Here is a 21,331-nt window from a genome sequence, read left to right on the forward strand (position 1 = left end):
AATTCATCTTTTTTGGCAGGATGAACAGGCAAGATGCCTGTTCCACAATCCAATTCATCTTTTTTGGCAGGATGAACAGGCAAGATGCCTGTTCCACAATCCAATTCATCTTTTTTGGCAGGATGAACAGGCAAGATGCCTGTTCCACAATCCAATTCATCTTTTTGGGAAGGATGAACAGGCAAGATGCCTGTTCCACAATCCAATTCATCTTTTTGGGAAGGATGAACAGGCAAGATGCCTGTTCCACAATCAAATTCATCTTTTTTGGAAGGATGAACAGGCAAGATGCCTGTTCCACAATCAAATTCATCTTTTTTGGAAGATGAACAGGCAAGATGCCTGTTCCACAATCAAAAATAAAATTCCTCTCTTGTGGAACGGGCATCTTGCCCGTTCTTGAAAAAGTGCAAGCTAATGACTAAAATCGACATTTCCCCCGCTAACAATCACCCCAACTCTCGCATTTTCAGCCTGCACAACACCTGAAAGCAAAGCCGCCGCTGCTAACACTCCAGTCGGTTCAACAACTATCTTCATCCGTTCCCACATAAAAAACATTGTACTGCGAATTGCGTCTTCGGAAACTGTTGCCATATCATCAACATAATGCAGCACCAAAGGAAAGGTTAATTTCCCCAGATATGGTGTGCGCGCACCGTCAGCAATCGTATCCGGGTTAGTAACAGTTTGTAGCGTTTTCGTGCGGAACGATCGCGCCGCATCGTCTGCTTGCTCCGGTTCTACCCCAATTACTTTACACTGCGGAGACAAAGTTTTTGCGGCGATCGCACACCCGGAAAGCAAACCCCCGCCGCCACAGCAAACCAGCAGCAAATCTAACTCCCCAACTTCTGCGATTAATTCCAGCGCCGCCGTACCTTGTCCCGCAATCACCCACGCATTATCATAAGGAGGAACAATTGTCAAGTGTCGTTCTGCGGCAATTTTAGCGGCTAACTCTTCCCGCGCAACTTGAGTGCGATCGTACAAAATAATCTCTGCACCGTAGCCGCGAGTCGCCTCTTGCTTGACTTTTGGCGCATCTGCCGGCATGACAACAGTAGCAGGAATCTGTAACAACTGGGCGGCAAGGGCGATCGCCTGCGCGTGATTTCCCGAAGAAAAAGTCAGCACTCCCCGCCGTTTTTCAGCTTCAGATAGCTGCATCAAAGCATTGCAAGCACCCCGAAATTTAAACGAACCCGTGCGCTGAAAGTTCTCGCACTTGAAAAATACCTGAGAATTTGTGCGTTTGTTGAAAGTTTCCGAAGTCAGCACCGGCGTCTTGAAAGCCTTGCCCTGCAAGCGCTTTGCCGCCGCCTCCACATCCGCGAAACAGACTGACAAGGGATTTTGGGCACTCATAGATTTTAGATTTGGGCGATCGAGGACTGTATTTGTAGGGTGGGCATTGCCCGCTTCACTCCTACCATTAAACTATAAATTTTTATCATAAGCTGATTAATAATTATCATTAGCGGTTGCGCTTAATGGTTGAAAAAGCTGTGGACTAAAATCAAACTTATGACAATTTACTATCAAAAATTAAAGGGCGTTTGTACTTGCACAGGAGAGGGATTAATGAATACAAATTTAACCACCGCCCGATTAATTGTAGGGAAACGGCGCGGCGCAGTGTCATGATTTTGGGTAATATCTGAAATGTTGCACCCTTCTCAATAAGCTTTTTATGAACAGGCTTTCCGGCCTGTTCCACAAAGAGTGAATTTTATTGTGGAACAGGCCGGAAAGCCTGTTCTGGAGAATGGTGCAACATTTCAGGTAATATCAAATCCATTGGCATCGGAATTATTCATCTCTCTCTCCCCTTTCTCTGTATCCTCTGTGTCCTCTGCGGTTTAATCATTCCGATACAACCGGCATGGATATAACGGGTAAAATAAACTGGATTGGATGGTGAAATTGCCCTCGCGAGTGCGATCGACTCCAAGCATCGACAACAAGGCAAAAGAGAACACGGCAATGCGGCTTCCCTACCCAAAAAATAGCAGCTAAATTGTTTAAAAATTACCAAAAAAAAGGACACAGCATGGCTGTGTCCTTACCCGTATCTTGTAGGGACACAGCATGGCTGTGTCCCTAACCGTACCGATATCCCGATTAGGATTCTTGCCGTTTAGAACAAGAACAATTCAGTATTACCGGAAATTCCTAAATCGACATTATTGACAGTTGCAAACAAACTGTTACCGCCAACCGTAGAACCGTTGCTATCGTAATACAGTTTAGTAGACAAACCCTCGTAGATAGCCATGATGGACGGCCCGGTTAAAGTTGCTTCAAACACAGTGCGTAGGTTGGGTTGAGGAACGAAACCCAACATTTTCGCTACAATTTTCCTTAACAGAACCGTATTGCCCTATGCCCACAAAAAAGCCAGGCATAGATATCCCCAGCTCGAAACATAACACAATTAGTTTTGAGAGTTGGTAGGGCGATGTTTCAGAATCCACCCCACCCACTTTTACCCAAATTAAATCAGGGTAAAGTCAGCAGCCGTAAGGCCCGGTCTGCCATTCAGAATTGCCAGCGTCACTACTCCGTCAGCAGTACCAACACCGTTAGAGTCATATCCTAGTCGTCCAGTTTCATTTTCATAAAAGACGAACGGCTCTGACGGGCCTGCCCCGGCTGGACCAACACTCCCGTTGTAAGTCCCACTCTCAAGCGCCAAGAACGCCTGCGAAGAAAGTCGATTCGTATCTGGCACTACCCTCAAGTTGGGGAAGCCGTTGGAGCCATTGATTTGGAAGATAAACTTGTCTTGGCCGACCGTAAAATCGCCGATTTGGTCTACGTTAGTACCCACGGCGCCCTCGCCGAAGTTGTTGTAGTAGAAGCTGTCATTACCCGATCCACCAATCAGGGTGTCAGCACCAGGCCCGCCACTGAGAGAGTCGTTACCGTCGCCACCGATCAAAGAGTCGTTACCGCCACCGCCGAAGAGGCTGTCGTTACCTGCACCGCCGTTGAAAATATCAGCACTCGATCCGCCGTTCAAGATGTCAGCAAACTCAGTGCCGGTGACGTTATTAGCTGTCGCACTTCCTGTAAATAAGACAGGAGTGGTGAAGTTGTAACCGCCAACACCAGAACCGAAGTTGTTAACTCCGCTTGTCGGGAAAGTACCGGGATTAGTGATTAAATCCACAACGCTACCTGAGTTGGTAGTAGTACCAGTCGGAGAAGTACCATTGGCAGAAGGTGCGATCGTACCTGTAAATACAAAGTCCGCCGTTCCCAGATTGCTAGCAGCCGTACCCAGATTCGCAATCAAGGTAGAACCAGCCGCTGCGGTACCGTTCGAGTCAAAATACAACACAGTCTCGTTCGACGCATTAGTAAAGGCGAAGAAACCAGCAGTTGTAGAATTGCCCAGGGCTGTAGCTTGTGCAGCTTCCAAAGAGGCATAACTGCCGCCTGTGAAAATCACTAACTCTTGGCCAGTAATGTCAGGAGTTGAACCGCTAACACCGTCAAAGTTAGTCGTAGTCAAATTGCCGAAAGCGCTCGCGCTAAACTCGAATTTGTCTACCCCAGAGGTAAAGTCACTAATCGTATCGCCGCCTTCGCCTGTTGCTTTGTAAACAAACAGATCCGCACCAGCACCGCCAGTCAGAATATCTGCACCGCTGCCGCCGCCCAGGATGTCAGCACCGCTGCCGCCGCTGAGGATATCTGCACCGCCACCACCGTTGATGATGTCAGCAAATTCCGTACCGGTGACGCTGTTAGCACTGTCATTGCCGGTAAATAAGATAGGAGTGCTGAAGTTGTAGCCACCAACACCAGAACCGAAGTTGTTAAATGCGGCTGTCGCGAAAGTACCCGCATTTGCAGCAGTAAAATCGACAACGCTGCCTGAGTTGGTAGTAGTGCCCGTGGGAGAAGTACCAGTGTCAGAAGACGTGATCGTACCTGTAAATACAAAGTCCGCCGTTCCCAGATTGCTAGCAGCCGTACCCAGATTCGCAATCAAGGTAGAACCATCGGCTAAAGTACCGTTCGAGTCAAAATACAACACAGTCTCGTTCGACCCATTAGTAAAGGCGAAGAAACCAGCAGTTGTAGAATTGCCCAGGGCTTTAGCTTGTGCAGCTTCCAAAGAGGCATAACTGCCGCCTGTGAAAATCACTAACTCTTGGCCAGTAATGTCAGGAGTTGAACCGCTAACACCGTCAAAGTTAGTCGTAGTCAAATTGCCGAAAGCACCGCTGACAAACTGGAATTTGTCTACCCCAGAGGTAAAGTCAGTAATCGTATCACCGCCTTCGCCTGTTGCTTTGTAAACAAACAGATCCGCACCAGCACCGCCAGTCAGAATATCTGCACCGCTGCCGCCGCCCAGGATGTCAGCACCGCTGCCGCCGCTGAGGATGTCTGCACCGCCACCACCGTTGATGATGTCAGCAAATTCCGTACCGGTGACGCTGTTAGCACTGTCATTGCCGGTAAATAAGACAGGAGTGCTGAAGTTGTAACCGCCAGCACCAGAACCGAAGTTGTTAAATGCGGCTGTCGCGAAAGTACCCGCATTTGCAGAAGTAAAATCGACAACGCTGCCTGAGTTGGTAGTAGTACCAGTCGCAGGAGATGCGATGCTACCTGTAAATACAAAGTCCGCCGTTCCCAGATTGCTAGCAGCCGTACCCAGATTCGCAATAAGCGTCGAACCACCGGCTACAGTACCGTTCGAGTCAAAATACAACACAGTCTCGTTCGACGCATTAGTAAAGGCGAAGAAACCAGCAGTTGTAGAATTGCCCAGAACCTTAGCTTGTGCAGCTTCCACAGAGGTATAACTGCCGCCTGTGAAAATCACTAACTCTTGGCCAGTAATGTCAGGAGTTGAACCGCTAACACCGTCAAAGTTAGTCGTAGTCAAATTGCCGAAAGCACCGCTGACAAACTGGAATTTGTCTACCCCAGAGGTAAAGTCAGTAATTGTATCACCGCCTTCGCCTGTTGCTTTGTAAACAAACAGATCCGCACCAGCACCGCCAGTCAGAATATCTGCACCGCTGCCGCCGCCCAGGATGTCAGCACCGCTGCCGCCGTCGATAATATCTGCACCGCCACCACCGTTGATGATGTCAGCAAATTCCGTACCGGTGACGCTGTTAGCACTGTCATTGCCCGTAAATAAGACAGGAGTGGTGAAGTTGTAACCGCCAGCACCAGAACCGAAGTTGTTAAATGCGGCTGTCGCGAAAGTACCCGCATTTGCAGCAGTTAAATCGACAATGCTGCCTGAGTTGGTAGTAGTACCAGCAGGAGAGGCGATCGTACCTGTAAATACAAAGTCCGCCGTTCCCAGATTGCTAGCAGCAGTACCCAAGGAAGCAATAAGCGTCGAACCACCGGCCACGGTACCGTTCGAGTCAAAATACAACACAGTCTCGTTCGACGCATTAGTAAATGCGAAGAAACCAGCAGTTGTAGAATTGCCCAGGGCTTTAGCTTGTGCAGCTTCCAAAGAGGCATAACTTCCGCCTGTGAAAATCACTAACTCTTTGCCAGTAATGTCAGGAGAAACCCCGCTAACACCGTCAAAGTTAGTCGTAGTCAAATTGCCGAAAGCGCTCGCGCTAAACTCGAATTTGTCTACCCCAACAGTAAAGTCGGAAATTTTATCGCCGCCTTCTTTAGTTGTCCTGTAAACAAACAGATCCGAACCAGTGCCGCCGCTTATGACATCCAAACCGACGCCGCCGGTGATGGTATCGTTGCCGTCGCCACCCTTGAGGCTATCGTTAAAATTGCTGCCGACAATCTTGTCATCGCCTGCTAAACCATCGTAATTAACTGGGGCCGGAGAAGTGGTGAAATCCACATTGTCAGCACCAGCAGTACCGACAGGAATATTTAGTGGCGTACCGGTGAAGACAAAGTTACTGACTTGCAGGCGAATGCTCGCCGAGAAACTGGTAACAATTTCAAAGCGCGCCCCAACAGCAAATACCAGTACAGCACGGCCGGTAGTGGCATCTATAAACTGACAGAAAGTAGGCGCGTCTAGGTTGCCACCCAAAGCTACAAACCGCGCTTGCAAAGAAGCGATGCTGTTAACAGTGGTATCCAGGCTGAAATCGAGCAAGTTAGCGCTGCCGATCGACCCCACAGTAGAAGTAGCAGTAATCTCCAGTCGGGTCAAACTAGAAACGCTGAGATTACCAAAAGCTGCCGTAGAAAGCTCTAAAATATCGTCAGCGACATTAAAGTCAGTAATAAAGTCAGCTTCTACAACTGTTTGAATCTCTTGGCGGGAAGTGCGGTAAATAAAGCGATCCCGTCCATTACCCCCACTGAGATTATTGGTTCCGAAGCCGCCTTCGATCGAGTCATCGCCCTCATTTCCGGTTAATGTGTCATTGCCACTACCGCCGATGATTTTGTCTATGCCGAGGCCACCGTCGATCGAGTCATCGTCATCGCCACCGTCGATATCGTCATCGTCATCGCCGCCTTTAACTTTGTCCTTGCCCAAGCCTCCTTTTATTTTGTTTTTGCCTTTACCGACTTCGATATCGTCATCGTCATCGCCGCTGTCGATATCGTTATCGCCATCGCCGACTTTAATTTTGTCCTTGCCTTTGCCACCGATGATTTTGTTGTTGCCTTTACCGACTTCGATATCATCATCGTCATCGCCGCTGTCGATATCGTTATCGCCATCGCCTGCTTTAATTTTGTCCTTGCCTTTGCCACCGATGATTTTGTCCTTGCCTGTGCCGGCTGTAATGTCGTCGTCACCATCGCTGCCTTCTATGTCGTTATCCAGCGTCGCAGAACCGACAATAACTTGAGCTTCTGTAGTGCCAGCAAACTTAAAGACATTTCGCTCGACATTCAAGCTAAAACGCTGGCCGGTGGCCGATCTTCTGCCGTTGCTAACTTCAAAACCAAAACTAAGCGCACCGACAAAACCTACTGCCGCTTTGAATTTCACCAAGCCTGCGTTAATGTCTGCTTGAGAGAAGGTAGAACCGACTTGTGCTGGGACTCCATTCACCAATAGTTGGCCGGTTGTAGCATCGGGCAGCTCGGTTAGCTTGAAGACTGTGCCGCCAGGACCTTGCTCGTCATCGACAAACCGCAACAACTCACGAGTAATAGTTTGCTCGCCGCCGCTGGAACCAGCAGTCAAGCTATTATTAGCTTCCACTCGCGGAGGGTTAAAAATCGGAGGGGGAGTTGGAGTTGGAGTTTGAGTTTGAGTTTGAGTTTGAGTTTGAGTTTGAGTTTGAGTTTGAGTTTGAGGATTAACTTCCAAAAAGTCGGCCGCAGTGATAAGCGTTGCGTTGACATTCAACAATAGCGCCAAGGCGAAGTTATTGACCCGAATTTCGGTATTGACACCGATTTGTATAAAGGTCAAGCTGCTAAAGTTCAAGTCGCCAAACAGCAGAAACTTGTCGTCGTTGTCTGCGAAGTCAGCGATGACTGCACTTGCCCCAGAGGTACTGTTACTCACGACATAAACGTCAGCTCCAGCACCGCCGACACAGGTATGGTTGCCAGTACCGCCCATCAGCGTATCGTTGCCGTTGCCGCCCATCAGCGTATCGTCGCCGTTGCCGCCGCCGCTAACGCTGTCGTCGCCGTCGCCACCGTCTGCCATGTCATTGCCGTCGCCAGTCACGAGGGTATCCTTGCCGGCACCGCCCATCACGCTGTCGTCGCCGGCACCGCCCATCACGCTGTCGTCGCCGTCGTCGCCTTCACACTTGTCGTTGCCGTCGCCGCCCATCAGGGTATCGTCGCCGATGCCACCGCTAACGCTGTCGTCGCCCTCGTCGCCACTGCAAACGTCGCTGCCGGCATCGCCCCTCACAGTATCATTGCCGGTGCCGCCGCTAACGCTGTCGTCGCCCTCGTCGCCACTGCAAACGTCGGTGCCGGCATCGCCCCTCACAGTATCATTGCCGATGCCGCCGCTAACGTTGTCGTCGCCGTCGTCGCCACTGCAAACGTCGCTGCCGGCATCGCCCCTCACAGTATCGTTATCTTTGCCGCCGTTAAGGGTATCGTTGCCTGTGCCGCCGCTAACGGTATCGTTGCCTGCGTCGCCCCGGACGTTATCGTTGCCTTCGTCGCCCTTGCAATCGTCGTTGCCTTTGCCGCCGTAGACGGTATCGTTGCCGACGCCGCCGTTAACGGTATCCTTTCCTTCGTTGCCGTGGGCCCAGTCATCGCCGTCATCGCCTTCGCAGATGTCGTCGTCGCTGCCGCCAAAAAGGGTGTCGTTATCTTTGCCGCCCTTAAGGGTGTCCTTGCCTTTGCCGCCCTTAACGGTGTCCTTGCCGAGATCGCCCCTTACTTCATCATCCTCATCGCCGCCCTCGCACTCGTCATCATCTTTACCGCCGAGGATTTTATTTTTTTTGCCACGGTTTCCTTTGATTTTGTCCTTGCCTTTCTTGCCGAATATCTCCTCGTTATCGCCAGTGGCGACAATGAGGTCATCCTCATCGCTACCGACGACGGTTCGGCGGCGATCGTCGATGCCGCGGCCATCGTCTAAGTCATCTATGTCCCCCACACCTTCTTCTAGTACGCCGTTAGATTCCGCCATTTGGCTGTCATCAGGAGCACCTTCTTCCAGTACGCCGTTAGACGGAGCTGGCAATTTGTCCCTAAGGCCCTCGGTGTTTTCGGCGATCGCTATCTGAATTAACTCGGCTAACTCCTCATCGGAAATTGTAGAGCTGTTGTTGCCTAAATCCCCGACTGGATTTTGTGTTTCAGTTTGAGCGGGAAAAAGTGTTCCCCGTCCTTCTTCTAACAACGTTACGTCTGGTTCCATTGTTGATATTTCCCAAAAAATGGTAATCTTCTTAGAATCAATTTATCAGCAAACAGGATGTGGCAGAAGATTTTTTTTTTTCCTTCATGCTTTCGCCTGCTAGAGGAGCTGGTTTCCTCATCTTTACTATTATAGATGCCACTTAAACGGCAAGGTTTTTTTCGCTCGGTTGCGAGTTTTCTATTCGGCCATTGCGTACCCAAATTAATGAGCCGCAACCTACACTGTAATTACTGCGCCGAAGCGCCGAGCATTTGAGATGTTCTCCGTAATTTCTACCGTAAGCTGCGCCGCAGGGCCCCTTATTGTAGAGTTTCTACGTAATTTCTACAGTGAATTAGCTGAATTTAAACTCGCAACTGACAACTCCTAAATAACTACCCAAAACCTGTATCCCCCAAATTCTACCCTTGCTTTTTTTCCGATCTAGGCTGGGTGTATTGAAGTTTTGTAACACTCCCAGCTTTGACAAATCCTTCCCTGACTTAGGATTTGAATCTCTTGACTAAACGACCGCACCCTCCTAATTTTAGTTCCCGATGATTAATTAGAAATTTAGATAATTCGCCCGGCCAAATATTTGTTCTAATTTTTAGTTGCAAAATTTTCTCTCGATTTGAGGAAACATCGCGAACTGAGAATTTTTGTTCTTCAGATTAATCCTAAGAACCCTGCCAAAATTTATCTATCTCAAGACAGATTGTAAAATTTTGCCAAAAAGAGTATCACACGCAGGAGTCGTTTTTGGTGACAGTTGCAAGCTCGGCATTTTGAGCGGGCACGACCCACGGCGCGGCTGCCCAACCCTATTCCTTTGTAGAGGCTTCGCTACCAAATCCAATAATTCTCCGAGAAACCGGCCTGATGAGGCGTAATCCTCTAGATGCCAAAAATGATGGTTGCTGGAGAGTACCGGAATAATTTGATTTGCCTTGTATTGTTGAGAGTTCTTGGCGGGTTAAGTTTATTTTTGCTGCTTAACTTTAACTAGATTAAGAGAGTTAAATTAAAAGTTTCCTATATCATAAAAGCGGGAAATTAGCAATAAGTTATTAGCATTTATCGATGGTCAACTATCGATAATCGATCGCCACTGAGGTCTTAAGGATGAGGGCGGAGGGCTTACGGATGAGAACCCAGGGCTGACCAATTAATTAATTGACACAAAATCAAGATTGCACATGGGGGGTTGGTGGTACAGGATAAGCCCTAAAGACCGATCGACCGATCGCCAAAAAAAATAAAATACTCAACTTTCCCGGAGATATTACCCTGAAACCGGCTGGCGGGAGCCGAAGTAATTTTAATAAGAACTAGAGATCCGCCTGGTAAAGTGCCTCCAATTTAACTTTACTCAGCAATGAGAAACTCAAGTTCACGACGAATCTAAAGGGGTCTGCGGTAGAGGTGCAAAATGTTAAAGATACAAAGATTGCAGAAAATTCGGCTTTCACCGACCCACAGGGCAATCAAAACTAATAAACTGTTATTAAAGTACAACTTTTATATCCTCAAAGTGTTTGAACAAATATATATGACGCTAGCGATCGCCCGATCGGGGGAAGCGCATTCAGAAACTTTGATAGAAAGAGTAAAAATTATTTTGCCGATCGCTCTTGCTAGCCGCAAAAACGCAGGCAAATTCAGAATTAAGGCGGGAGGGCGCTAAATCCGTGAGCCAGGAATTTCAACTCTCAGTCACCCCTGTTGGGGACGACGAATATCTAGTGCGGACAGAAAGGGTTGCACCCGGTGTACCCTTAGCCGAACAACAAGTCCGCTGGCCGATCGACGAATGGCTTGCACTGTCTGCTCAACTGATGAACGACCCGCTGGTGGGCTTGCTCCAAGGAAAAGCAGTACAGGGAAACAGTTTTGCCGGTCGCAGCCTCTCCCGTTCGGGAAACAACTCAGGGCCCAATTTAGTAGCCCTGGGGCAACAATTATACAGTGGGCTGTTTCAAGGAAACTTGCGCGATAGCTGGACTTGCGCTCAAGGCATCGCCCAGCACCGCCGAGAAGTGCTGCAACTGCGACTCGGACTCAAAGGCCGGCGCTTGCCGCGTCTGCCGTGGGAAGTGCTGCACGCGGGCGATCGCCCTTTGGCAACCGGCACCGATGTCGTGTTTTCCCGCTACCAACCAGGTACAAGTTTGTTCAAACAAACCCGGATACTGCCTAGTAGCGGGCCACTAAAAATTTTAATGGCGATCGCCTCTCCGAGCGATCGAGACAGCTTGCAGCTTAAGCGAGAAGTGCTCCATTTGCAACAAGAACTCCAAAACCGCACCGGTCATCCTCTCAAAAACAGCCCCCATTGCCCGGAAATTCAACTGACTATTCTCGAACAGCCCGATCGAGAACAACTTACCCAAGCCCTAGAACAAGGACACTACCAAGTCCTGCACTACGCAGGCCACAGCAACTTAGGTTCCAGAGGTGGCGAACTCTACCTAGTCAGCAGCCGCACCGGCTTAACCGAAACCCTCAGTGGCGACGACTTAGCTGGATTGCTCGTTAACAACGGTATTCAGATGGCCGTGTTCAACTCCTGCCGCGGCGCCTACGGCGACCCCTCAGACCTCGCGGACGACAGCCCGGAACGGAACTTAACCGAAGCTCTAGTCAAGCGGGGCATTCCGGCAGTGCTAGCAATGGCAGAAAGCATCCCCGACGATGTAGCCCTAACTCTGACGCGGCTGTTTTACCGCAACCTCAATCAAGGCTATCCAGTCGATCTCAGCCTGAGCCGGGCCAGAGCTGGGCTAATTTCTGCCTACGGTTCTCACCAGCTATACTGGGCTTTGCCGATTCTCTACCAGCACCCGGACTTTGACGGCTATTTGACCGGCGCCCCAGCCCACAGCGCGACCTCCGGTTCTATGGTGCACATAATCGGGTCGGGAACGCAACCGGCGCTCGCGGGTACAGAATGGAAGGCTGCGTCTTCGGTTTCGGCGATCGCCCAATACCCCCCACTCCCAGCCAATAGATCGCATGAGTCAGACAATTCTGACGGCGAAGTCTGGGAATATCCCAACCAATTAAAAGATCGCAGGGATTGGGTTCACCAGAACGATCGACCCGATGCTACTAATTCACCGAACTCACCGACGGCTTCGCCGTCCTCTATTCCTCATTCTGAGTGTGCGGCGATCCAAGCAACTCGCGCCGCTGCAGCGACTCAGAAACCGTTAAAAAAACCGGGGTTGAAAAAATCTGTGGCCCTGATGCTTTGCTTGTTGCCCGTTGCTTTGAGTGCTGGCTTTTTTGGGTGGCGGCACTCGAACCGAAGCACGAAACCAGAAGAGTTACTGCCGGCGGTACGCACTCCCCTGTCGCAAAATTACCTGCAACAACGTCACTAAGGAAGGAAAAATTAATAACTTGCATAATTAAACCCCAGAAGCCTTGATCCAAGGTCAACTATTGCTCTATTAGTCACCTTATTTATTTTTCATTCCTAAAAGCGATCGCCCACTGCAATGCTGAATTTAGACCCCCTTGGCCCGGCTCCAAACTGGGTGGGGTTTTTGCTGGCCATTCGCGATCGGCTGCCGCTGGCCATTCGCGATCGAAAGTATACTGCTCGATCGAATCTCGGACTTACGTTCATCGAACCGGTTTTTATAGCAGGAGGCAGGAGGCAGAAGGCAGGAGGCAGGAGGCAGACGTAATGAGAGCGAGGGTTTCAGCAATCGATATCGTCCGGCGCCGTCTTGGCGGTTGCTATACCGAAAACAAGCAGCAGCGCCACCAAGCATCGAGGAAGAAACCGGGTTTCTCGTCGAGAAAGTAAGTCCGGGACTGCTTAATACAGAATTCGTCAGTCGATTGTAGATTTTAGACTTCGGGTTGAGCCCTGAGTCGAAGGATTTGAGATTTTAAATTTACTCCACAGATAAATCTGGGAAGTGGAACAAGACTCTAAAATTTTGATCTCTCCACGACAGGAGTCGGTGGCTTGTATGCGTTTTTGAGCGGGCTGATTCGGCAGCGGGAGCATTCGTCATTCGGCACAAGACAATAAAAGCCAGAGTTGCCACAATTAAGAACGTCCTCACCCTCAGCGCGCTTATTTCACAATAATTAATTATGGAAGCGGCTGTGAGTTTGACCCCCTCGCATCCAGGATACCCGCCCCCGGATTCATTCCGAAAGCAGACTCAGGACCGGTGAAATAAAAAACCTGTATCCGATAAAGGCGCCCCGAATTTATCCGTGGGGTCAAGGCTTAAATCTAAAATCTAAAATCTAAAATCTAAAATCGATTGACGCGCCCCTCCCGTTGGTGCATAAATTTTGAGAGTATGGCAGTTTACAGGCCACGAGTGGAAACCAATACATTTCCATGCAAACTCCATGTCGGGAACCGTTGCTAATTTGTAGTGCATCAAACATTTAAGCTGTTGTGCATTTAACTCGGTCTTTTTCAATTCCCCTGTGGAAATAACCTCAAGTTCTCTGGCTTGGGGCCGCAGGAGGAAGATTTTCCCCAGTTCCCCCTAGAAATCTACTGATTCGTGGCGAAGTGTTAAGAGTCGCGAAGCAATCTCGCCCGATCGAAACTATTCCCCTCTTAGTGGCTGCCCGATGTTTCTGCCGCCGCGCCCATTGAGTCGGGTTTAAGCTAAAACCCGTTCAAGGAAGAGGTGAAATTTCCTGTAATTTTTACCGGATTGCCTTCCCCAGACTGCGTTCTGTGGAAGTTATATGCCCAACACCTTAATAGAAGATTGGTCGTTGGTATTTGGGGTTTTGAGGGGATTTCCAGCCCGAAAAACAGGGTTTATACCCTTTTAGATTTTAGATTTTAGATTAAAGACTTGAAGAATTGGGAATGACTTATTCCATAAGGGTTTCGAGCACGGGCCTACAGTTGGATTATTTTTGTAAACTGGTGCGTGCAAGTAGCTGGCAGGGGCATCGAGAACAAGTGCTGCCTCCCCTTGTTGAGGTAAAAGTTAACCCCGGCCGGTAAATGCTGTCGGGAGATTTGCAGCGGCCGCGCTCTAGGTATTTCGATTCATGGCTGTCTTGTTTTTACCTTGACCACAGACACAATCGGGGATTGGTGAATGCAGGGAACAGACTTTACTGTAAAAAAGTAAAGCATTTAATTTGCGACAATAATTTCCCGCGCGATCGCAAGAGAGGCTTACGCAAGGATTTGGGCCGCGATCGGCAAATTGATCGCCCTTCGAGCATCCTTACTTGCACCCCCGGTCTTGAGGCCGCAGAAATTTATCCAGAATCTTAATATTCAGAATTATTAGTATTGACAGTGAAACAAAGTTAATCTAATGTGTTGTAATTGATATAAGTAAAGTCCAATAAGCGAGGTACGGTCAATGGCAGAAACAGCTACAGCACCCTTAACAGGAAAAGGTCTGCTTCAAAAAATCAAAGGCAGTGATTTGCCACGCAGAGAACTTGCAAAGCTTTGCGGCTACTTCACGGTCAGCAAAAGTGGAGAAACCCGGATTAATCTGGCTGAGTTTTACGATGCAGTGTTAGCTGCTAAGGGCATTGAGCTAGAGAAGTCTAAAGCAGACGGACGCGGGCGAGAAGCGAGTTATCGAGCTAGCGTTCACAAGAATGGCTCGATCGTGATCGGGGCAAATTATACCCAAGAAATGGGATTAAAGCCGGGAGACGAGTTTGAAATTAAGCTCGGATACAAGCACATTCGCTTGATTCAGATCGATGTGGACAGACCGGATGTGGAATTGGATGATGAAGAGGAGGATACAGAAGAATAAAGGCGATTCCCTGCGGGATAGCTTCGCCGCGCGTGATGCAGTCAGCCGATAGCAAGGCGACTGGATTTGGCATTCGCTACACGAGTATTTGCGCGCCACCCTTCGATTTAACTGATGAGCTGTCTTGACTATTTCTATTTTCTCTTGTCCCGCAAAGACTACAGTGCCTCTGAACTTCGCAAAAAGGGGCAAGAGAAAGGTTTTGGCAATGAGGAAATATTGGAGGCGATCGCGCAAATTCAAGACCGCGGCTATCAGTCCGACACTCGCTTGGTGGCAAACTCGATCGCCTCTGGTGCAGGCAAATACGGGAAGTCTGCCATCAAGCGCAAGTGCCTGCAAAAAGGAATTACCAACGATTTGTTCGAGCAAGTCTGGGAAGAAGAAATTGCCGAAAATCAGGACTCCGAAGCAGAAAAACTGGCCGCATTAAAAGCCAAAGTCATGCGGAAATACAAGATCGATACTTGGGGTAAAGCCGATCCCAAAACCAAGGGCAAAGTCTTGAATTACCTGCAATACAGGGGCTTTAATGCCTTTGAAATTTGGCGACAGTGGCAAACAGAAGAAGAAGATGAGTAAATAGTAGGGCCACGCCAATAGGTGCGGCCCAGATAGGCAAGCACAACTACACTGCTGCCGACAGGGCTAAAGTGTAAGTCCTGAGTTTTTGTAAATGTGTGTCAATCCGAGTGCGTTGACCGAGAAAATGGGATGCCAGCCCCGTCCTTTTAGGACGGCTTTATGCTATAGTTTAATTGGTTGAAATCCCCACCTAAGATTGCAGCGATATATACTCATCTTGAGTTGAAACCGGGACTGATCCAGTAATAGGGAAAGACCCAAGGGCAATGGTTAAAATCCAACCTGGAAGCAAAACAAAGTATTGTTAATGTTTTTTAAACAAAACGATACATATAGTCGGGATAGGGCATTGCCACGACTTAAAATGAACATGGAGGCGCTCGTAAGACTACTTCGGTAGCATTGGTCGATGAAGTGTTAAGAATCCTCTCGCCTTTAGGCAGGGGAGTATGTCAATAACTAAGATTCGTACATCTGCCGGTGTCTGGCTAAAAGCTGGAGATATTTCTCATTGATTTTGGCCAGCATCCATTTCTCTTGAAAAATGGCGGCGGATTCTGCTTTCACCGGATCTGCTTGTAGGGGCAAAATATCTTTTCGAGCTGCGGTTTGCTCTGCAACAGACTTCAGTTTCTGAGGGTTTTGCTGGTATTTTCGACCGCTTTTGTGGTTGGCGTAGCGACGCGATCGAGTATACCCCATCTGCAAGAACTTGCGGGCCATGTCGGCTCCCACAAAATCATCGGCATCGAGATACTCTAAAAACAAGGAGTAAATTTTGCTGCTGGACTCCCTGGCAATTTCAGGAGTCTTAAATCTCCAGAAAGGCAGAATTTCTCCTTTGTAGGGTTCAACCAACAGCACTCCCTGTTCTCCTTTCCCTACCCGATAAAGTTCCGGGTGCTGTCGAAAGTCGATGTTCTTAAAATCCGCATGGTAGTCGAACTGCTTCATCGGGCGTTTTCTGTTCTATCTGGAACTATAGAAGCCCGGGGTTTACCTTCGTCTGGTTGGGTATAAACCCAGGCCCAAGCAATCAAGACAGCTTGAAAAGGCAGCCTGAACCAATACAGTAATTGGTTGTGGGGAATCCCTTCTATCGGAATGTTGTTGACGGCTTGATTGATATTAGCTGGAAACACGGCAATAAACAAGGCAATTAACCCCCACGCCGCCGCCCTGCTCACAGGAGGAACTAACAGCCCAATTCCGCCCAAAATCTCGAAAAAACCGCTGATATAAACCAAGGCTTCCGGGTAAGGAAGCTGGGGCGGCACAATTCTGATAAAAGGTGCGGGTACTGCAAAGTGCAGCACGCCTACAATACTGATAGCTACTGCGAGAATAACTCGCCAAATTTCTTTTTGACTTTTCATGGGCAATCGGTAATTAATAATTGTTAAATTGCTGCGAGAATGCTTGCCAAAATTCGCTATTTGCGATCGAGATGACAAGAAAACTGACCCCCCAACATTCCCGCTTTCCGGGTTTCTTTACTCTGGCTGCTGGCTGTAACGATTTTATTTCGTAGAAAAACCAGGTTTCTGGGTAACTCCCAGACAAGTTTTCACAGCCCCAAACTGGAGGAAGCGAGAACTGGAATCGAAGGCCTGCGCGTTGAGTGCCAAAAACAGCTAGCGCGCATTTTGATACCAAGATTTTAATGTCTAGTGCCCTGTTGCTGTCTCTATCTTCGGGTAGTGAAACATGATTTTTGTTCCGGCTCGGGCTTCGTCAGCAGCCAAACCAGTGGGGGATTTTCTCGATCGACAAATGCGCCATCGCTTAACATTAAATAAATCCTCGCCGCAATTGATGAGTGCGATTACTGCTAAATTTGACCTAGCCTTCCAGACGCTTCCCTACCCTTCACCGAACCCTTGCGGGAAGATAGCTTTGCTAGCGCGTACCTTGATTAGAAGAATTAAGGGGAGTAATTTGTCAATAACTTTTAGAATTATTTAATATTTGCGCTGTGAGAATTATTGCCAGAGGCAATTCGTGAACGCTCTGTAATTAAAATTAGGCTCTCAAGTTTGAATTTTGTCAACTTCCCACAGATGTTATAATGAATGAAATTATCGCATTTGCTAAAAAGTCGATCGTGCTAGCAACTCCCCAACCCTCCTGGTGGAATTCAAAATTGTCACCAACGGCAGGAACTTTTTAGCCACCACATTATTCAAAAAGATTGAGCCTCCAAGCGCTGTGTCATTTTTATCTCCACGTAAGCAATCACCGACGACCATGAACACCTCAACCAACACCTCTAAATTTCGCCTAAACCGGATGCTGCGACAATCGCTGTTTGCAGGCATCATTTCTGCTGCAGCTTTAGCTAGCGGATGGGCCCCCGGTTTGTATGGACAATCCCCAAACCTCGTTTTCGGAGCAGCAGCCCAAGCTCAAGAGATTAGCAGCGAAGAAATTACTAGCTACGCTCGTGCTGTGTTGGCAATAGAACCCAGACGGGTGGAAGCTTATAACGAAATTAAAAAAATGGCTGGAGGCTCGGTTCCCAGAGTAGTGTGCAACGAAACTCAGCAAATTAACAGGCTGTCTGGAAATTTTCGTGGTATCGCAGTGAATTACTGCCAACAAGCTAAAAAAGCTATCGAAACCTATGGTTTGACAGTTAGTCGCTTCAACCAGATCACTTTGCTCCAGCAAGCAGACCCGGCAGTAAAACAGCAAATTCAAGCCGAGCTGCTGCGACTGCAACAAGCGGGCAATCAATAAGCTTGAGGGTTTGAGTCTTTCTTCCTCTCCCGTTCTATTAGACTTCTCCATAAAAGCTTGTTAAGGGCAGGCAGGATGCCTAAGCGCTACCTCCCCCCAACAATATATTGGAGATTTAAATTGTTCGAGTTCCTAGACGGTAGGCAAAATTTTTTGAAAAAAAAGCGATCGTCTGCGATAAAGTGCTTGACAAAATAACATAAATTTGGTAATAATGCCAGAACGGGAGCGGGCAGAGAGATGAATATTTTTCAACGGGCTGTAAATCGGAATGAGATATAGCGATCGCCAAGACGATTAAAACGTTTTTAATTTCTGAAACATGAGCTGAAGATGGCAACTTCGCTCTTCCTTATTCCTTCGGCTATAAAAAAGATATTCCTCAAAAAGTCAATGTCAAGTGAATTGCTCTGAGGAATAGAATATAAAAATGCTAACATTCACAAAACATTTACCTGCAAATCCCGATGCTGTTGTCAGCTTTACTTTACCAATGACAGCGGACGATCGCACTCGCAGCCGCCACCGATTCGAGACGAATACGGGGGAAAAGCTCCAACTGAGTTTGCCCAGAGGTACGGTACTGCGCGATCGAGATTTATTGCAGTCGGACGACGGTAGCTGTTTGGTACTGGTAAGTGCAAAACCCGAATCGGTGCTGACAGCGCGGGCATCAAGTCCGCTGCTACTGATGCGGGCGGCGTATCATTTAGGAAACCGCCACGTAGCTTTAGAAATTGCCGATAATTATTTAAGACTTTCTCCCGACTCTGTGTTGCAGGGAATGCTACAAAAAATGGGTTTGGAAGTAACAGAGGAAATTGTGCCGTTTCAGCCAGAAATGGGCGCTTACGGGCACAGCCATTAGATTTTAGATTTTAGATTTTAGATTTTAGATTTACTTCCACCGATGAATCCGAGGGCTTATGACTAAATTGCTTTCGGCCATTCAAGAAGCAATAAGTCAACAGTCAACAGTCAACAGTCAACAGTCAACAGTCAACAGTCAACAGTCAACAGTCAACAGTCAACAGTCAACAGTGAACAATCAACTTTTATGTTTGTTACAGCTAGCTTTTGCACCTGTGGGAGCTTATAGTTATTCTGAGGGAATCGAAAGCCTGGTAGAAACCGGTGCGATCGACAGCGAGATTAATTTGAGGAAGTGGTTAGAAAATTCGCTGCAATTTGGGGCTGTGCGAGTAGAAGCCGCTGTGGTGGTAAGGGCTTTGAGGGCGGCCCAGATTGGGGATTTGACGGCTTTGAATTACTGGAATGCTTGGGCGACTGCTGCTAAGGAAACAGAAGAGTTGCGCTTGCAAAGTTGGCAAATGGGGCGGACTTTGGTCAGGCTGCTGCTGGATTTGCGTGAAGCGAAGCTATCCCGCAGGGAATCGCCCGTTGCTTCTGGGTTAACAACAATTGTAAAAGATTTGGTGGAATTGGGCGGCAATCAGTGCAATTTTGCGATCGGCTTTGGCATTGCCGCAGCCAACTGGCAGATTGAAGAGGAAGCGGCCGTGTTAGGATATTTGTACAGTTGGGCTGCCAATTTGGCGAGTGCGGGCGTGAAACTGATTCCCCTCGGTCAAACAGCAGGTCAACAGTTACTGTTAGATTTGCAGTCTCAAATTAGCTGTACGGCGCAAGAAGTTTTAAAATTAGAAGATGATGAGCTTGGCAGTTGCAGTTGGGGATTAGGACTCGCTAGCATGGCCCACGAAACTCAGTACACTCGGTTGTTTCGCAGTTGAAAATCAGCAAATCTAAAATCTAAACTCTAAAATCTAAAATCGCTATGGGTGCTTTTCGTGTAGGAATTGCTGGGCCGGTTGGTTCGGGGAAAACTGCTTTACTGGATGCTTTGTGCAAGGCGCTGCGGCAGCAATACCAGATTGCTGTTGTTACTAATGATATCTATACTCAGGAAGATGCCCAGTTTTTGGTTCGGAGTCAAGCTTTAGAGAGCGATCGAATTTTGGGCGTAGAAACGGGAGGCTGTCCCCACACAGCCATCCGCGAAGATGCTTCCATTAACTTAGTAGCTATAGAAGAGTTAGAACAAAAATTTACTGATTTAGATTTAGTGTTTGTAGAAAGCGGCGGCGATAACTTGGCGGCAACGTTTAGCCCGGAGTTAGTAGATTTAACTATTTACGTAATCGATGTCGCAGCAGGCGATAAAATTCCGCGCAAAGGCGGGCCAGGAATTACTAAATCTGATATGTTGGTAATTAATAAAACAGACCTCGCACCTTATGTAGGAGCAGATTTAGGCGTAATGGAACGGGACGCGAAAAAAATGCGTGGCGACAAACCTTTTGTTTTTACTAACTTGAAGACAAAGGAAGGATTAGAATCGGTAGTTAATTTTGTTAAATTGAATAGGGCATAGATTGAGAAAATATAGTATAATGTAAATAAAGTGACACGGCTCGCAATTCCCCGTGAAAACGTCTCCAGACAAATATAGTCTGCTTGAGTCGCGGGAGTGTCAAAAAAATCTCGTTCTAGTTTTGCCGTTTAATGACTACCAAGTAAGTTATGCTGAGTTGTTATGATGCAGCCGAATACTTTTTGGCTCAGGCAAGTGAAGATGCTGGCGATCTGATATCTAATCTCAAGCTTCAGAAATTGGTTTACTATGCTCAAGGCTTTCATTTAGCTTTGTACGATGAACCGCTATTTCCTGAAGCCATAGAAGCATGGACTCACGGGCCCGTTGTTCCTGATTTGTACCGTCACTATAAAAAGTATGGTACTGGTGCAATTCCATGTCCAGAATATATAAACTTTTCGATTTACGACGAAGAAACTAAGAGCCTGCTTGATGAAGTTTACTCTGTGTTTGGGCAGTTTGCTGCATGGAAGTTAAGCAACATGACACACGAAGAATATCCCTGGAAACTTGCTGCTCAAAATAGCGGAAAAATTACTCATCAATCCCTGAAAAAATACTTCAAGACTCAACTCAATTGTGAAGAAGCGTCTTAAGGCAAATCAACGCCAAGAAAAAGGGAAAAGGATTTCACCTAGAGAAATTGTTGATTTACCGCCAGAGCAGGAGTCACCTCTATTTTCTTTGCGATACATGAATAAAGATTACTCTCTTTCTCAATGCACAAAAGATGAAAAGGCTGCTTTTGCAGATACGCTCTACAAATTAAATCAGCTTACCTGGAGTGAGATTAATGCTTCTCCCCGTCACGGATTGGGCTACGAGAAGATAGCCCGAAGTTCCATTAGAGCACCTATTCCCAGCCATCTTAAGGATGATGTAAATTTTATTGCTTTTCGGTTTTGCGGGAAGGCTCCGATGGTTGGTTATCGGGATGGGGCTGTGTTTTATGTTATTTGGTTGGACAGGGGTTTTACGCTTTACCCTCATTAAAAAGAACTCGTTAAATTAGTGGCG

The 21,331-nt window shown here is 47.8% G+C and carries 19 protein-coding genes; 12 read left to right on the forward strand and 7 right to left on the reverse strand.

Annotated elements, in window-relative coordinates:
* The 4 genes from QUB16_RS14120 to QUB16_RS14135 form a co-directional block, all read right to left on the reverse strand.
* Window positions 1–388 (reverse strand): hypothetical protein (locus QUB16_RS14120; RefSeq protein WP_333316923.1); only part of this gene is annotated, 388 nt, incomplete at its 3' end.
* Between the two features lie 26 nt (window positions 389–414).
* Window positions 415–1,368: a threo-3-hydroxy-L-aspartate ammonia-lyase gene (locus tag QUB16_RS14125; protein ID WP_333316925.1), complete on the reverse strand. Its 954-nt coding sequence runs from the start codon at window positions 1,366–1,368 to the stop codon at window positions 415–417.
* A gap of 772 nt (window positions 1,369–2,140) precedes the next feature.
* Window positions 2,141–2,347 carry a hypothetical protein gene (locus QUB16_RS14130; protein WP_333316926.1) on the reverse strand — a complete coding sequence of 69 codons (207 nt, stop codon included), beginning with the start codon at window positions 2,345–2,347 and terminating at the stop codon, window positions 2,141–2,143.
* A gap of 150 nt (window positions 2,348–2,497) precedes the next feature.
* Entirely contained in the window at window positions 2,498–8,830 is a 6,333-nt protein-coding gene (locus tag QUB16_RS14135) for a cadherin-like domain-containing protein (RefSeq protein WP_333316928.1), read from the reverse strand.
* A 1,414-nt stretch (window positions 8,831–10,244) separates the two neighbouring features.
* On the opposite strand from QUB16_RS14135, the gene QUB16_RS14140 reads away from it, so the two are divergent.
* Entirely contained in the window at window positions 10,245–10,499 is a 255-nt protein-coding gene (locus tag QUB16_RS14140) for a hypothetical protein (protein WP_333316930.1), read from the forward strand.
* Between the two features lie 4 nt (window positions 10,500–10,503).
* Window positions 10,504–12,198 (forward strand): CHAT domain-containing protein, encoded by a 1,695-nt coding sequence (locus QUB16_RS14145; RefSeq protein ID WP_333316933.1) that lies wholly within the window; start codon window positions 10,504–10,506, stop codon window positions 12,196–12,198.
* 95 nt (window positions 12,199–12,293) lie between these two features.
* Here the strand turns inward: QUB16_RS14145 and QUB16_RS14150 are convergent, their stop codons facing one another.
* Window positions 12,294–12,446 carry a hypothetical protein gene (locus tag QUB16_RS14150; RefSeq protein WP_333316935.1) on the reverse strand — a complete coding sequence of 51 codons (153 nt, stop codon included), beginning with the start codon at window positions 12,444–12,446 and terminating at the stop codon, window positions 12,294–12,296.
* A 1,365-nt stretch (window positions 12,447–13,811) separates the two neighbouring features.
* Here QUB16_RS14150 and QUB16_RS14155 point away from each other — a divergent pair.
* From QUB16_RS14155 to QUB16_RS14165, 3 genes are all read left to right on the forward strand, one after another.
* Complete coding sequence (locus QUB16_RS14155) at window positions 13,812–14,090, forward strand: hypothetical protein (RefSeq protein ID WP_333316937.1); 279 nt, start codon at window positions 13,812–13,814, stop codon at window positions 14,088–14,090.
* Between the two features lie 91 nt (window positions 14,091–14,181).
* A complete protein-coding gene (locus QUB16_RS14160; protein ID WP_015177612.1) occupies window positions 14,182–14,592 on the forward strand; it encodes an AbrB family transcriptional regulator in 411 nt (136 codons plus the stop codon).
* Window positions 14,593–14,706: 114 nt separating this feature from the next.
* Window positions 14,707–15,174 carry a regulatory protein RecX gene (locus QUB16_RS14165; RefSeq protein WP_333316939.1) on the forward strand — a complete coding sequence of 156 codons (468 nt, stop codon included), beginning with the start codon at window positions 14,707–14,709 and terminating at the stop codon, window positions 15,172–15,174.
* Window positions 15,175–15,636: 462 nt separating this feature from the next.
* Here the strand turns inward: QUB16_RS14165 and QUB16_RS14170 are convergent, their stop codons facing one another.
* Both QUB16_RS14170 and QUB16_RS14175 read right to left on the reverse strand, forming a co-directional pair.
* The gene (locus QUB16_RS14170) at window positions 15,637–16,131 is read right to left on the reverse strand and encodes a DUF4385 domain-containing protein (protein ID WP_333316941.1); all 495 of its coding nucleotides are present in this window, start codon (window positions 16,129–16,131) and stop codon (window positions 15,637–15,639) included.
* Window positions 16,128–16,631 carry a DoxX family protein gene (locus tag QUB16_RS14175; RefSeq protein WP_333316944.1) on the reverse strand — a complete coding sequence of 168 codons (504 nt, stop codon included), beginning with the start codon at window positions 16,629–16,631 and terminating at the stop codon, window positions 16,128–16,130. Before QUB16_RS14175 ends, QUB16_RS14170 begins: the two co-directional genes overlap by 4 nt.
* A gap of 253 nt (window positions 16,632–16,884) precedes the next feature.
* On the opposite strand from QUB16_RS14175, the gene QUB16_RS14180 reads away from it, so the two are divergent.
* The 7 genes from QUB16_RS14180 (at window position 16,885) to QUB16_RS14210 (ending at window position 21,307) form a co-directional block, all read left to right on the forward strand.
* Entirely contained in the window at window positions 16,885–17,142 is a 258-nt protein-coding gene (locus tag QUB16_RS14180; RefSeq protein WP_333316946.1) for a hypothetical protein, read from the forward strand.
* 282 nt (window positions 17,143–17,424) lie between these two features.
* Window positions 17,425–17,916, forward strand: a complete 492-nt coding sequence (locus QUB16_RS14185) for a DUF4168 domain-containing protein (RefSeq protein WP_333287392.1) — start codon at window positions 17,425–17,427, stop codon at window positions 17,914–17,916.
* A 430-nt stretch (window positions 17,917–18,346) separates the two neighbouring features.
* Window positions 18,347–18,784, forward strand: coding sequence for an urease accessory protein UreE (gene ureE / locus QUB16_RS14190; RefSeq protein WP_333316948.1), 438 nt, complete (start codon window positions 18,347–18,349; stop codon window positions 18,782–18,784).
* A 172-nt stretch (window positions 18,785–18,956) separates the two neighbouring features.
* Window positions 18,957–19,670, forward strand: a complete 714-nt coding sequence (locus tag QUB16_RS14195) for an urease accessory protein UreF (RefSeq protein ID WP_333317025.1) — start codon at window positions 18,957–18,959, stop codon at window positions 19,668–19,670.
* 44 nt (window positions 19,671–19,714) lie between these two features.
* Window positions 19,715–20,311 (forward strand): urease accessory protein UreG, encoded by a 597-nt coding sequence (gene ureG / locus QUB16_RS14200; RefSeq protein WP_333316950.1) that lies wholly within the window; start codon window positions 19,715–19,717, stop codon window positions 20,309–20,311.
* Window positions 20,312–20,460: 149 nt separating this feature from the next.
* A complete protein-coding gene (locus tag QUB16_RS14205) occupies window positions 20,461–20,910 on the forward strand; it encodes a type II toxin-antitoxin system antitoxin SocA domain-containing protein (RefSeq protein WP_333316952.1) in 450 nt (149 codons plus the stop codon).
* Window positions 20,894–21,307 carry a hypothetical protein gene (locus tag QUB16_RS14210; protein WP_333316954.1) on the forward strand — a complete coding sequence of 138 codons (414 nt, stop codon included), beginning with the start codon at window positions 20,894–20,896 and terminating at the stop codon, window positions 21,305–21,307. Before QUB16_RS14205 ends, QUB16_RS14210 begins: the two co-directional genes overlap by 17 nt.
* Window positions 21,308–21,331 lie beyond the last annotated feature (24 nt).

The sequence above is a fragment of the Microcoleus sp. D3_18a_C4 genome, from assembly GCF_036702415.1.
GTDB lineage: Bacteria > Cyanobacteriota > Cyanobacteriia > Cyanobacteriales > Microcoleaceae > Microcoleus.